Source organism: Priestia sp. P1_B12_1 (assembly GCF_056406695.1).
On the sequence record NZ_JBFTZR010000011.1, the window covers coordinates 29,841 to 43,591 of the forward strand.

General features: G+C 39.6%; 16 protein-coding genes. 5 read left to right on the plus strand and 11 right to left on the minus strand.

Annotation, left to right across the window (positions count from 1 at the left end; all coding sequences use genetic code 11):
- Positions 1 to 182 precede the first annotated feature (182 nt).
- Complete coding sequence (locus AC1D0Y_RS24290) at positions 183 to 383, plus strand: cold-shock protein (protein ID WP_013057408.1); 201 nt, start codon at positions 183 to 185, stop codon at positions 381 to 383.
- Between the two features lie 192 nt (positions 384 to 575).
- Here the strand turns inward: AC1D0Y_RS24290 and yjcZ are convergent, their stop codons facing one another.
- Positions 576 to 713 carry a sporulation protein YjcZ gene (gene yjcZ, locus AC1D0Y_RS24295; protein WP_013057409.1) on the minus strand — a complete coding sequence of 46 codons (138 nt, stop codon included), beginning with the start codon at positions 711 to 713 and terminating at the stop codon, positions 576 to 578.
- Between the two features lie 267 nt (positions 714 to 980).
- Between yjcZ and AC1D0Y_RS24300 the strand changes: the two genes are divergently transcribed.
- Entirely contained in the window at positions 981 to 1,217 is a 237-nt protein-coding gene (locus tag AC1D0Y_RS24300) for a hypothetical protein (RefSeq protein WP_060746652.1), read from the plus strand.
- A gap of 29 nt (positions 1,218 to 1,246) precedes the next feature.
- On the opposite strand, the gene AC1D0Y_RS24305 is transcribed toward AC1D0Y_RS24300, so the two are convergent.
- Entirely contained in the window at positions 1,247 to 1,519 is a 273-nt protein-coding gene (locus AC1D0Y_RS24305) for a hypothetical protein (protein WP_060746651.1), read from the minus strand.
- 143 nt (positions 1,520 to 1,662) lie between these two features.
- Positions 1,663 to 1,860, minus strand: coding sequence for a hypothetical protein (locus tag AC1D0Y_RS24310; RefSeq protein WP_013057412.1), 198 nt, complete (start codon positions 1,858 to 1,860; stop codon positions 1,663 to 1,665).
- Positions 1,861 to 2,167: 307 nt separating this feature from the next.
- Between AC1D0Y_RS24310 and AC1D0Y_RS24315 the strand changes: the two genes are divergently transcribed.
- Positions 2,168 to 2,950, plus strand: coding sequence for an SDR family oxidoreductase (locus AC1D0Y_RS24315; protein WP_028408229.1), 783 nt, complete (start codon positions 2,168 to 2,170; stop codon positions 2,948 to 2,950).
- A 22-nt stretch (positions 2,951 to 2,972) separates the two neighbouring features.
- On the opposite strand, the gene AC1D0Y_RS24320 is transcribed toward AC1D0Y_RS24315, so the two are convergent.
- The 4 genes from AC1D0Y_RS24320 to AC1D0Y_RS24335 all read right to left on the minus strand — a co-directional run bounded on the left by AC1D0Y_RS24320 (position 2,973) and on the right by AC1D0Y_RS24335 (position 7,219).
- Positions 2,973 to 3,743, minus strand: coding sequence for an SDR family oxidoreductase (locus AC1D0Y_RS24320; protein ID WP_060746650.1), 771 nt, complete (start codon positions 3,741 to 3,743; stop codon positions 2,973 to 2,975).
- Positions 3,744 to 3,847: 104 nt separating this feature from the next.
- Positions 3,848 to 4,810, minus strand: a complete 963-nt coding sequence (locus AC1D0Y_RS24325) for a quinone oxidoreductase family protein (protein WP_060746649.1) — start codon at positions 4,808 to 4,810, stop codon at positions 3,848 to 3,850.
- Between the two features lie 118 nt (positions 4,811 to 4,928).
- A complete protein-coding gene (locus AC1D0Y_RS24330) occupies positions 4,929 to 6,443 on the minus strand; it encodes an acetyl-CoA hydrolase/transferase family protein (protein ID WP_060746648.1) in 1,515 nt (504 codons plus the stop codon).
- 131 nt (positions 6,444 to 6,574) lie between these two features.
- Positions 6,575 to 7,219, minus strand: coding sequence for a LytTR family DNA-binding domain-containing protein (locus tag AC1D0Y_RS24335; protein WP_014459738.1), 645 nt, complete (start codon positions 7,217 to 7,219; stop codon positions 6,575 to 6,577).
- Positions 7,220 to 7,377: 158 nt separating this feature from the next.
- On the opposite strand from AC1D0Y_RS24335, the gene AC1D0Y_RS24340 reads away from it, so the two are divergent.
- Positions 7,378 to 8,058, plus strand: a complete 681-nt coding sequence (locus AC1D0Y_RS24340) for a DUF421 domain-containing protein (protein ID WP_098331817.1) — start codon at positions 7,378 to 7,380, stop codon at positions 8,056 to 8,058.
- A gap of 32 nt (positions 8,059 to 8,090) precedes the next feature.
- Here AC1D0Y_RS24340 and AC1D0Y_RS24345 read toward each other — a convergent pair whose 3' ends face one another.
- The 4 genes from AC1D0Y_RS24345 to AC1D0Y_RS24360 form a co-directional block, all read right to left on the minus strand.
- On the minus strand, positions 8,091 to 9,578 hold the full coding sequence (locus tag AC1D0Y_RS24345; RefSeq protein WP_050690644.1) for a DHA2 family efflux MFS transporter permease subunit: 1,488 nt from the start codon (positions 9,576 to 9,578) through the stop codon (positions 8,091 to 8,093).
- 280 nt (positions 9,579 to 9,858) lie between these two features.
- The gene (locus tag AC1D0Y_RS24350; RefSeq protein ID WP_014459735.1) at positions 9,859 to 10,416 is read right to left on the minus strand and encodes a 3D domain-containing protein; all 558 of its coding nucleotides are present in this window, start codon (positions 10,414 to 10,416) and stop codon (positions 9,859 to 9,861) included.
- A gap of 559 nt (positions 10,417 to 10,975) precedes the next feature.
- A complete protein-coding gene (locus AC1D0Y_RS24355; protein ID WP_060746646.1) occupies positions 10,976 to 11,860 on the minus strand; it encodes a superoxide dismutase in 885 nt (294 codons plus the stop codon).
- A gap of 139 nt (positions 11,861 to 11,999) precedes the next feature.
- On the minus strand, positions 12,000 to 12,830 hold the full coding sequence (locus AC1D0Y_RS24360) for a hypothetical protein (RefSeq protein ID WP_060746645.1): 831 nt from the start codon (positions 12,828 to 12,830) through the stop codon (positions 12,000 to 12,002).
- Between the two features lie 231 nt (positions 12,831 to 13,061).
- Here AC1D0Y_RS24360 and AC1D0Y_RS24365 point away from each other — a divergent pair, with 231 nt between their 5' ends.
- Positions 13,062 to 13,727 (plus strand): cupin domain-containing protein, encoded by a 666-nt coding sequence (locus AC1D0Y_RS24365; protein WP_060746644.1) that lies wholly within the window; start codon positions 13,062 to 13,064, stop codon positions 13,725 to 13,727.
- Positions 13,728 to 13,751: the final 24 nt, after the last annotated feature.

The following is a 13,751-nucleotide window of genomic DNA, read 5'->3' on the forward strand; positions in this document are numbered from 1 at the left end:
GAATGACCGCTTTCATTAAATTTTCTTCATTCCTTGCAATTATCATTAACTTTTGCTATTCTATAAGAAGAATTATTTTTGTTCGGCAACAATCGATAGGTGAATACTTTCGTCTTAAAGATTTTGATCATGAGCAAGGATAGTAATACAATGTGTGCATAGCACACGAGGAGGCAACATTCATGGAAAAAGGTACAGTAAAATGGTTTAACGCAGAAAAAGGTTTCGGATTTATCGAGCGCGAAAACGGCGACGATGTATTCGTACATTTCTCAGCAATCCAAAGCGAAGGATTCAAATCTTTAGACGAAGGTCAAGCTGTAACATTCGACGTTGAAGAAGGTCAACGCGGACCTCAAGCTGCTAACGTTCAAAAAGCATAAGTAGAAAAAGACTCTGATTTCAGAGTCTTTTTTTTATGTAGAACCACGCATAAAACCTTTTTAACATGCAGTTTGTACACGTTATTATAAATAATAAACTAAAAAAGTCTCTTCATCCCGAAGAGACCTTTTGTGGAAGAAATAGTTGAAGAAATAAAGTGTGGATGTTGCGTCGTCATCATTTTTTAATAATTAGCACCAGCCGCCGCCGAAGCAAGAAGCGCCGATGATGATTAATAAGATGAAAAGTACAATGATTAAAGCGAAACCGCCGCCGCAGCCACCGCCGCCATAACCACAACCGTATCCGTAACCTCCGTAGTATCCCATGTGTTTCACCTCCATTTGCTATACTTTAAGATATGTGGATTTAGTTAAATTGCTCCTAATAATTCCATAGAACTTTTGAAAATGTTTGTCATACACTAAAAATACTGCGTTTTTCAAACATGCCCCATAAAGAGATAAAACATTTGATTTTATGGGCATTTACTCCTCTTTTCTTTATCTTTTAGAAATGTAATCGCTCCCTTTTTCATGAATGTACACCGTGCTGAATACCTTTAGTTATGTACATTCACACGGGAGGGATTTAATATGTTAACACTCGAAATTTCAAAGCAAGTCGTTAAAAACGTCTACCCTATTGTCTTATCGAATCGCAGTAAAATCTTTCAAGAGGTAGTGAGCGTCGCCGCTTTGCAAGACTACTTTGGTCTTGATCATGCCTTTAGCGTGTATGCAGCTGCCACCATTATTTATCAGCTAGAAGCCGACGGATATGTATCCAAACCTCTGAAGCACAATGAATACAAGCGAATTTTGCTCAAATAAAAACAAGCATCCCCGCAAGGATGCTTGTCTTATTTATAGCTATACCTGTCGAATAACTGCTCGACTCTTTTGTGGTAATCAGCAAGGTAGTCAGAAAGCTCAGTTTCACTCAATTTATTTGCCTGTTCCTCAAATAGTGACAGCAGCGAAATTTTAATCATTTCCATTTCCGTTTCCGAGCGATTTTCATTTCGCAAATCTTTTCTTAAATTCCACAGGCTTTGCTCCATTTCATGCTTTAATTGTTCTAGTGAGTGTGTTTCTTCAGATCCGGCACGAATGTCTTTTTTAAATCCACTCATCTTATCACTCCTCGCATTTGCACCTGCTAGATAGTATCTAATGTATACTATACCATAAATAACTATACGAGGCTTAAGCATGCCTTTTAAGCAATTGGTCACAAAATAAAAAACATCTCGTTGGATGTCTTTAACGTTACCTTTTATCTTACTTCGTCTTCTTCACCTTTTACATATTTAAAAAATGAATCAATCATTTCATTTAAAAAATCATTGCGATCTTCAAAATTCATAATTTCTAAAAACTCCACAATATCCTTATCTAAACTAATAGAAGCGGGAACATAAGCAGCCGCTTCCCTTCTTTGCGGGAATGGAATCACATTATTTTTCTTCTTCATAAAACACCGTCCTTTTTCTGTGCTTTACTAGTGTAAGCTTTCAAGGAACGATTTGCAAGTCCCTCTGATGTAAAATTTTATATAAACATTCTTCTGAAAAGACAGGCTATATCTTTAGCTACTCAAGTAGTCTCATTTGACATTAGCTTTTTCATGTTCTGACGTCATATTAATAATTCGCCGCTGTTTTCTCTTTTCCTTTTGGCATCTTTTAGCAAATTTAAACACAAATATTTTAAAAGAGGTTTTTATTTCCTCCGTATAGGCTAAAGAAAGGAAACAACATTTTTATATGGAGGGGTTACAAATGATTGCATTAACTGGAAAAGTTGCGCTCGTGACGGGAGCGGCGTCTGGAATTGGACGTGCTTCAGCCATTACATTAGCTGAACAAGGAGCGCGCGTTGCTCTTTTAGATTTAGACGAAGAAAAATTACATGAAGTAAAAGAGACCATCATGTCGAGCGGCGGAGAGTGTATAGCCATTAAAACAGACGTCTCCGACTCTGAAAGTATAAAAGAGAGTATCGAAACGATCAGCAGCCTATGGAGTCAATTACATATTGTTTCTATTAACGCAGGCATCAACGGTACGTTCTCTTCTATTGAAGAACTATCACCAGAAGATTGGACAAAAACAATTGATACAAATTTAACAAGTACTTTTTTAACCGTGAAGCATTCTATTCCTTATTTGAAAGCTCAGGGAGGAAGCATTATTATTACTAGCTCAATTAACGGCAACCGTACATTTTCAAATATCGGCATGAGCGCATACAGTTCCTCAAAGGCTGGCCAAATGGCGTTCGGCAAAATGGCAGCTCTTGAACTTTCTACATACGGAATACGGGTAAACGTCATTTGTCCAGGAGCAGTTGATACAAATATTGAAAGCAATACATTCCGTCAAGAAGACAAATTAAAAGAAGTGGCGATTCCAATTGAATATCCAAATGGCAATCAGCCGCTTGCTAAACGCTCAGCTAAGCCCGAAGAAGTAGCAGATTTAATCTTCTTTTTAGCTTCTGACGCGTCCAAACATATTACCGGAAGTGAAATGTTTATCGACGGCGGAGAATCGCTGCTGTAACGTACAAGCCCCTGCGTCAATGTCAGGGGCTTGTTTTTTTACTTTTATGAACAACGTCTACTCCACCCGAAGCGGATATAATGCTGCCTGTAATCATATCTGAGTTTTCATCACAAAGAAACTCAATAATACGCGCAATGTCTTCTCCCGTACCTGATCGGCCCACAGGCGTTTCCTTGTCTTCTAGTAATCTTGCTTTTATAATATCACTTTCTTTCATGTCCCCTACAATATCTCCGGGACAGACCATATTGACCGTAATCCCGTATTCGGCTACTTCTAGAGCAAGCGATTTGGTCAGAGAAGCTAGCCCTGACTTAGCGGCACTAAAAGCCGCGCGGTACATCCATCCAGGGGTGTACTCTACATCTTGAAAACCGTATGTAATAATCCTTCCAAACTGCTGCTTTTTCATAATAGGAACAACCGCTTTTACAAAGTGAAAAACGGAGCTTAAATTCCCTTCCAGCATTTCATACCATTCACTGTCTGTGTACTCTATTAATTTTTTTCTTTCAAATACATACGGACCTGCATTATTAATTAAAACATCAATACGTCCAAATCGCTCCATAGCCTGTGCAACGACGTGTTCAATATCTGCTTTATTCGTTATATCTCCTTCTACGAACTGTACGTTGTCTTTATATTGATGCCATTCTTCTTGCAGTTCTCGCACTTTATTTTTATCACTGCGAAAATGGACGGTAACGGAATACTGCTTTTTTAAAAACTGTTCTGTTACCTTCTTGCCAATACCTTTATGACCCGCTGTAATCAATGCATGTTTCATCTACCTTCACCTCTTTCACTCTACTTATCTACTATATATATTAGACAGCTCCTTAGTTTCTCCTTTACTAACAGAAAAAAGCCCTTGACTAAAGGGCCTTTCTTTTACGGTCTTAACAAAATTTTCCCTGTACTTTTCCGGCTTTCAAGCAGCTCATGTGCTTTTGCTCCGTCTTTTAAATCGAACACCACGGGATCAGTTAGCACAAGCTGACCTTTACTGATCCACTCAAACAGCTGCTGGGAACGTACTTTACGTTCTTCATAAGATACAAGTACGTTCCACAGATCTCCGCCTGTGAGCGTTTTAGAGGTATCCATCAGCATACGCGGGTCGACCGGGGCCGGATCGCCTCCTGCCATTCCGTAAAATACCACGGTTCCGCCTGTTTTTACGGCTTCAAAGCTTTTTTCTAGCGTAACTCCTACAGATTCATAGGCAACATCTGCGCCTCGCTTCGTTACTTCTTTCACTTGTTCCACCCAGTTATCTTCGTATAAAAAGACATAGTCAGCACCTGCTTGAGCCGCTGCTTTTGCTTTTTCAGAAGATGACGTTAAGCCAATGACTTGTCCGCCTAATAGCTTGGCAATTTGAACTAAAAGCTGACCTACGCCTCCAGCAGCTGCGTGAACAAGTACATAATCGCCGGGCTGAATGCTGTAGCTGTCTTGTGTTAAATAGTGCGCCGTTAACCCTTGTAAAAGCACAGAAGCAGCTGCGTCAAACGAAATATCATCAGGTACGGCAATGATTTTATCTTGTGGCACGGCAACAAGCTCTGCATTTGCAAAAGGAACGTCAGCAAACGCAATACGGCCTCCTACGTTAACATGACTTACTTCTGCTCCTACTTCTTCTACCACACCTGCTCCTTCATATCCTAAAATATACGGAGGTGTACCCGTTAAGTGGTAGTTTCCTTTTCTTCGGTACACATCAGCAAAATTAAGTCCAATTGCTTTTGTTCTTACTAGTACGTCTGTTGGACCAATAGAGGGGTTCGGTATATCTTGATAGTGAAGAACGTCAGGTCCTCCAAATCTTTCAAACACTAATGCTTTCATAGATAAGTTACCTCGTTTTCTTTATGTATTCCCTTTCATCGTAATTCAACGAGATAACAAACACAAGTTTCTTACTCAGCAAAAAACGCTTTGTCTCCTAAGGAGACAAAGCGTTTTTTCAATTTGTTTGCGCTACAACTTCTCGCATCGTTCCATTTTTTTGATAAGATGTATGAAAAGAAAAGGCTTTTTCAAGAACGTGCGGTGTTTGTCCGCCTCGCGTGAGCGCTTCTTCGTAATACGCCATAAGCTGATCGCGATACATTGGGTGGGCACAATTTTCAATAATGCATTTTGCCCGTTCTCTTGGAGCGAGTCCGCGTAAGTCCGCATATCCTTGCTCTGTTACAATCACATCCACATCGTGTTCCGTATGATCAACGTGCGAAACAAATGGCACTATGCTTGAAATATCACCGTTTTTAGCAATGGATTTTGTTACAAAAATACCGAGACGCGCATTTCGGGCAAAATCTCCTGAGCCTCCGATGCCATTCATCATTTTTGTTCCCAGCACATGCGTGGAATTGACGTTTCCGTAAATGTCTAGCTCTAGCGCAGTGTTAATAGAAATCAGGCCTAAGCGACGAATGATTTCGGGATGGTTTGAAATTTCCTGCGGGCGAAGAATGAGCTTATCTCGATAGGCTTCAAAATTAGAGAAAACTTGTTTCATTTTATCTGCTGAAAGCGTAATTGAGCAGCAGGAAGCAAACGTAACTTTTCCTGCGTCAAATAAATCAAACACAGCATCTTGCAATACTTCTGAATACACCTCTAAATTATGAAACTCTGAATCTAACAAACCGTGGAAAACGGCATTTGCCACAGATCCAATTCCAGATTGTAAAGGAGCAAGCGATTCGGTTAATCGCCCTTCTTTAATTTCTTCACGTAAAAATGAAATCAAATTTTGAGCCATCACAACCGTTTCTTCGTCAGGTGCTACAATCGTAGACGGTGAATCTAGCTGATTTGTAAACACAATGCCCTTTACTTTATCTAAATCAATTGGTATGCCTAACGAACCAATCCGGTCATCAGATTTTTTTAAAGGAATCACATCTCGCTGTCCTTGAACGCCTGGATCATACAGATCGTGAATGCCTTCTAACAGCTCTGGCTGTGCTGTGTTAATTTCAATAATAATCGATTTTGCATGCTCGGCAAACACCATCGAATTGCCGATTGACGTTGTTGGAATCATCATTCCGTCATCCGTAATAGAAACCGCTTCCAAAATAGCGAAATCTATTGAATCTAACACGCCTGAACGCACCCATTCAGAAGTATGCGATAAATGCTGGTCGATAAACTGAAATTCACCTTCATTAATCTTTTTACGCATCGTCGGATCAGCTTGAAACGGCAGGCGTTTGTTTAACATACCTTTTTCTGCAAATAGCTTATCCACATCTGACCCAAGTGAAGCACCGGTATACACGCTGACTTTTATCGATTCTGTTTCTGCTCGTTTCGCTAGCGCAAACGGCACAGCCTTAACATCTCCCGCACGCGTAAAGCCGCTTAAACCAAGCGTCATTCCATCTTGAATCCAAGACGCTGCTTCTTCAGCAGAGACAACGCGATTCTGTAGTGCTTCATGCTTAATTCGACTGCAAACGTTTTCCATTCTGTTCACTCCTTGTTTTTTCTCTTTTTACCATTTTACTGTAAAGGGAGCGTCCACAAGAGTTTTTGGAATGAAATGGACAAAAATAGCGACAAAACAGCATATTTGATGATAATTAAGCTAAATGACGGTTAAAACCCAAGCAGCTTTCGAAAATAACTGGCGTACGACTGACTGACCGGAATTTTTTCTCCGTTATTCATCACTAACAGAAAGGTTGAATGTGTATCAGGGTAAATTTCTTGAATTTGCGTCACATTGACGATAAAGGAACGATGACAGCGCACAAACTCTTCTTTTGGAAGCACATAATCAAATTCATTTAACGTGTATTTATGCGTACCTGTATACTTCTGGGCGTACACATAGGTTTTTCGGTCACGCGCTTCTACGTAGATGATTTTTGAGAAAGGAACCGGTATCCATCCCTCGTTCACCTTTAACGTCACAACTGACTTTCCGCTCGTTAACGCGGGAAAAATCGCCGTTACGCATCCTTGAACATCTCCTTCATCTAAAAAGGGCACGGCCATACCATAGTAAGGTGTGCCAAATACGTCTCGGTGAATAAATTCCGACACTTTTTGCTTTCGTTCTAATGCTTTATATGTAATCGTTCCTTTTTTTATTTGATCTCCAGGGCTGATTTTTAAGTTAATTCGTTTGCTTGCTCGGTAATACACGTACGTTTCTAGATCTGAAACGGCAATCGACGCTTCATCGGAGAACAATTCACTGATGACATCTAATAATGCGGATGCTTTAAATGGTTTCATCTTTTCACCTTCTTTTGTCTAGTTAAACACGTTGCTTCTTTATTGTAGCGCAAAAGCAAAAGCGATTGGGAGACAAGCATGGAATTTATCCTTTTAACTGCATAAAATTTCTATTTTTTCACAACATAAAACAATGAAATGAAGGAAGGGTGAAATGTATGGGCTATGCTGAATCGACGTTTCGAATCGCCTGTTCATTTTTTGTGCTGCTTCTTTTAACGCGGCTCATGGGAAAAACAGAAATCAGCCAGTTAAATGTATTTACATTCATTACGGCGATTACGATTGGTAATATCGCTTCTTCCCTCTCCACTGATAAGCGAGTAGAGATTGATAAAGGAGTGTATTCTCTGCTAGGATGGACATTTTTAACGATCGCTATGGGCTATCTTGGAATGAAATCGAAAAAAGCGCGGCATCTTATTACCGGTGAGCCCAAAATTGTGATTAAGCAAGGGAAAGTGATGGAAAAGGCGTTAAAACAAGTCCGGCTAGATATTGAATCTCTTTTAGGCATGCTGAGGCAGCAAAACGTATTTTCCATAAAAGATGTCGAATACGCCATATTAGAAATCAACGGAAACCTTTCCGTTATGCAAAAACAAGATAAAAAGCCGAATTCGTGGTCAAAAACGCTTTTATTTCCCACTTCAACAGGCGTTATTTACGACGGAAAAGCGAATGAAGATGCTTTGAAGGACCTGCACGTAGATAACAACTGGCTGCATAAACAGCTAGAAAAAGCGGGAGTCAACTCAATTGATGACGTCTTTTACGCTGAGGTTCAGTCCGACGGATCGCTTTATATTGACTATAAAAAAGACAAAGTTAACTCATAAAAAAATCCGTACCAAAAGGCACGGATTTTTTATTAGCTTGCTTTTTTTACACGATTTGTAATGGTATCTTCTTTTGGTGATGTTTTACGAATAAAGAAGGCTAAAACAAACGCGATCACACTTAAAATCGTTGCAATCATAAACGCATCGTTAATACCCATTGCTGTACCTTGATTCACAGCTTCAGCCATACTGCCTTTATCTGTTGGCAAAATTTGCTGATTCGTGACGATGTTTTTCACGTGTTTTTCACCTTGATTCATCATAATAGATACAAAGAACGCCATTCCTACAGCTCCAGCAACCATTCGAAGCGTATTAACCATCGCCGTGCCGTATTTATTTAAGCTAAGCGCAAGCTCATTTAATCCTGCTGTAAAGATTGGCATCATGAGCAGCGACATACCAAACATACGAACAGTATAAACAATCATCACATACATAAATGTTGTTGTCGTTTCAAGTTTTGTTAATTCATATGTTGTCACAACGGTAATCGCTAAACCAATAACAGCAAGCCATCTTGCGCCGAACTTATCAAACAGCCGTCCTGTAATCGGAGACATAATCCCCATTACAATTCCTCCTGGCAGTAACAGCAAGCCTGAAAGAAACGGTGAGAAGCCCCGTACGTTTTGCATATAAATCGGCATTAAAATCATACCTGAAAACATTGCCATTGTCACAATCACGTTAATGATTGTTGTTAATGTGAACATACGGTAACGGAAAATACGGAATTCAAGAAGCGGCTGATCGATTTTTAACTGACGGAAAATAAAGAACAGAATTGAAATACCGCCTACAATGAACATAGCTAATACTTCAGTGCTGGTCCAGCCCTTTGTACCGCCCGTAGCGAACGCATACAGCAAGCCGCCAAATCCAACTGTTGATAAAATAACGCCAAGCACGTCTAGCTTCGGTCGGCTTGTTTCCGTCACGTTTTTCACTAAAATAATTGCCGCAATTACGTTAATAAGTGCAATTGGAAACATCATAAAGAATAAAACGCGCCATGAGTAGTGCTCAACAATTAAGCCAGAAAGCGTCGGCCCTACTGCCGGTGCAAAGTTCATTGCTACCCCAAAAATCCCCATCGCAAAGCCGCGGCGGTCAGGCGGGAATAACGTAAAAATAACATTTGTAATTAACGGAAATAAAATTCCTGCTCCTGCAGCTTGCACGACGCGTCCCACTAAAATAACAGAAAATGTCGGTGCGATACCGCAAAGGAGTGTTCCTACTGTAAACAGACCCATTGCTGTAATATACAGCTGCCTTGTCGTAAATCGATTCATTAAAAATGCTGTAATTGGAATAACAATTCCGTTTACTAACATAAAGATGGTCGTTAACCAGTTGCCCGTAGCCGCCGTTACATGGAAGTGATCCATCATTTGCGGAAGCGCGATGTTAATGAGCGTTTGATTTAAAAAAGCGACGAGCGCTCCCATTATCATTACGCCAAAAATAGACCGAGTTCGGGCTTGATCGGACTGTTGTGTTTGTGTATTCATTTTAACAAGACCTTTCCCTTTTAAAATTATCTGTATGTAAATCTTCAGATGACAAACAGGTTAAGAATATATTTTATGTGTTCATTCTATTAATTTATGTCACGAATATTTAATGAACTTAATTATATACCGGATAAATATATCCGTTTCCGAAATATTTGTCAACAAATATGATCATTTTCGTAAAACTTTTCCATCAGTATATATAAAGTAGCATGCCCTTTAATGAAGAAAAAAATGAGAGCCTTTCAACGAAGGCTCTCATTTCCTTAAGAAATACTTATTTTAAGATTTGAACTTTTACCGTTTTTCTTCCCCATTTTAACGCTTCTTTTTGAGAAGGAAGAAGAACATCAATTTTATTTCCTTTAATCGCGCCGCCTGTATCAGCTGCGATTGCCGTACCATAACCTTCTACGTATACTTTTGAACCAAGCTTAATCACTTTTGGATCAACAGAAATCACTTTTTGATTTGGATTCTTTTTTAAATCGATTCCAATCGCCGTTTTTCCGCTGCAGCCTTTGCAGTTCGCTGTGTACGCTGTTGCTGTTACCTTAAATTCTTTCACAACGTTTGAAGACTTCGCAGGCGCTGCTTTAGCAGGCGTGCTTGATTTTACTTGAGATACTTTTAATACTTGTTTCGGATGAATGCTGTCTGACTTTAAGTTATTCCACTGTTTCAGCTGACTAACCGATACTTTATATGTCTTTGCAATTTTGTATAGCGAATCTCCGCTTTTTACTGTATATGTATTTGTTGCAGCTGATGCACCACTTGCCACTCCGAACAGTGACATTAGAACTAAACTGAACGTAATCATTGTCTTTTTCATGTAATTGATTTCCCCTTTATCTACCAATACATAAAAAATAACACATGAATATTACAGTTATATTTCAGTAACATGTCAATAGTTTGATAGTTTAGTTACAGTTAAAATAAAGATTCTTCCTTTTAAATTAGTAAATTAATCACATTTACTCTTCAAAAACATACATATTTAGGTATATGACGGTGCTTTTATACACATTTATAATAGATTATTTCATTTGTAACATTTAACTGGTTCTAGAGGCTTATCCTTTTGTTTTATATTGATTATTTAGAACATAGTTTATTTAAAATTAATAAATGCGTTAAAGGAGCTTAATATACATCACTTTTTACACCGCTGTTGATTTCCGTGCAAGACTTCCCTTTCCGCGGAAGTCTTCGTTTTGCTCTCCAATCAACAGCTAGAAGCGCACACATACATGATCGTCATAACAATAAAAAATCCGAACGTGTTGGATTCTCCATCAAGAATCTCAATTCATCGTTCGGATCTTTCTTCAACTAAAATACTTTTATCATAGCCTTTTTATTTGAAATTAAGATGCCTGCATTCCTTGTTAATATGGCTGCCACTGAAGCATTTTAGCTGCCTCGAACCTTTTTTCTACATTTGGCCAGTAAACTATTTTCCACCAATTATCAACGTACGGATCACGTTCATTTTTGTACTGCAAATAATAGGCGTGTTCCCATACGTCTAATACGAGCAGCGGAATCGTATCCCACTGCGTGAGAAGCTGATGGCGCTCAGCCTGTAAGACTTCAAGCTTTCGCGAACGAGGCGACCATACTAAGATAGCCCAGCCCACACCTTCCACTTTTTTTGCAGCTTGAGAAAAGTGCATCATAAATTTCTCATAGCTGTCAAAGTCTTTTTGAAGCTGCTGCAGCAGCTGTCGTCTCGGCCTCCCTCCTCCTTCTGGACTCATAATTTCCCAAAAGATTGTATGCAAGTAATGACCTGAGCCATGAAAAGAAGCTTCCCGTTCCCAATGTTTTATGAGGTCAAAATTGTTTGTGTTACGGGCTTGCTGCAGCATGAGCTCTGCTTTATTTAATCCATCTACATAGCTTTGATGATGCTTGCTGTGATGAAGACGCATGATCTCTCGGTTAATATACGGTTCAAGAGCTGAATAGCTATAGCCAAGCGGCGGCAGCTCATGCTGTCCTGGCGCTATCGATTCTCGCTCCCTGCCGTCGTCTCCAAGCCGCTCTTTTAAAACTTTATCAATATGCCGCACTGCATTATTGATTTCCTCTAACGTATATTCGTTGACATCTTCTTCGCTTAAATATTCAAGAACGTCTTCTTGCGTGCGCGTTATATATGACGTTATATCTACTTCTGTAATGGCTTCTTCAAATACAGGATCACATACTTGTTCAAGCCAGGTCTGAACTTCCATCAAGTATCTTTTTCTCTCATCTTGATCGGCCATACTTTCCCTCCTTACACCTCATCTTCACTATCATATTCAAAAGAAAAAGCAACATAACTTCCTACTTGTATCTATTGAGGTAGAAAATTCGACATAAAAAAGCAAGAGCTCCTTAAAGGATAAACTCTTGCCTTTTTTCTTATATCTTCTTCGCCATATTTACATAATCAATCGTTTCTTGCTTACTAACAGCTGCATGCTTCAGCTTTGGGTTATAATAGAGCTCCACTTTTATATTATTAATTTCACAGTCCTCTGGCATATCCTGCAAATCCGTTAAAAACGGCAGCAAGTGATTGTCCATATCGTATTCAAACGCCCCGTTTTGCAAGTAATACACTTTTGGCACATAGTTAATATGGCGAAAAAACTTCACTACGTTAATTCGCTCACCGTATGAGGCTATCACTTCATCTTCTGTTAGGCTCGGATAAGATAAATTAAACACTTGCCGAACCGGCGTTTTCAGCCACTTGGTCAAGCACGTCTGCGGATTGTTGACAAGCGCTTTTGCTCCTTTTACGTATCCCGCTAAAAACATTGACATAAAGCCGCCGCCCGAAGATCCGTAAAATAGCACATTAGACGAATTCACCTGCACTTTTTTCATGAACTTTTCAATTAAAAACGCAATGTCTTTTAAATAAAAACGGTCGCTTGTCCCTTGCCCCCACGCAAGTGACACCTTTCCTAAATAAAGCGTAGGATCGTTATAATAAATAATTGAATCTTGGAATTCATTCATCCACGAATGGCGCTGAAAATATGGAGGACCTGCCGGCATTTCTTGACTTGCGCCTCCTCCTGAACCAAACACAAGCAAATGAGAAGACTCTTTTTTCAGCCTTACTAAAAACTCAAACAGCACTCCGTTCCACTCGACTCCTACTAAAACGGGCTTATCAAACGGCAGCTGAAGTTCATCCAGCTTTTCATACGTACTATTTATCTTTTCATATTGATCAAGCAACAGCTCTGCAACTCACTTTCCTTAAAATGATCCGTCTTATGCGTCTGACATTGATCATGGCTCTGTAAAAAAAGAACCTGTTACAGTGTATGAAAATCAGTGGACAAATGTTTGTACACGTTATCAAAAATAGGCCTTACCTACATATCCTCCTAGGCTTCTGTCACGAAATAAAACTCTTCACATACGATACAGCATCATAAAAAATTCAAGGATAGGAGCTGGAGACCCTTGTCAACGCCCTATATGGATTACAATAATCCAAACGTACAATACTTTTCTGATGTGAATAAAAACAGACTTAATACGCGCAATGATGAAAACTATATTAACCGGCTAGGAAGAGATGTGCTAAATACTCTTGGAAACGTATCATTACTTGATATTTACTTAAGCAAAAGCCGCGTGGTCGAACCGCACTATCATCAAAATGCCGCTGAGCTTGTTTACTGCATTTCAGGCTCAGCCGTCGTTTCATTAATCAATCCGTTTAACAACGAAGTCACAAATATTCCGATTACTCCCGGTCAAGTAGCCAATATCCCTCAAGGCTGGTGGCACTGGGAAATTGCGTCTGAAGACAATACACATTTACTTGCCATTTTTGACGCCCCTTACCCAGAATACATTTTTGGATCGGACATTTTAAATAAGACGCCTATTGAAGTCCTTGCTCACACGTACTGCTTAGATCCGGAGCAGCTAAAGAAAACGCTGGCTCCGTTAAAAAATCAAACCATCGTAATTGGACCACCAGACGAATGCGGAGAAAAAGAACACTATAAAAAGAAAAAACAAGGAAGCCCCGTTCACCACCAGACGCCTCCTTATACGTATCCTCCGCCTCAGAATTCTTATTATCAACCTCAAAACCCTTATCACTATCGATACTGGTAGAGGCAAAAAACCCCGCTGCCAGTG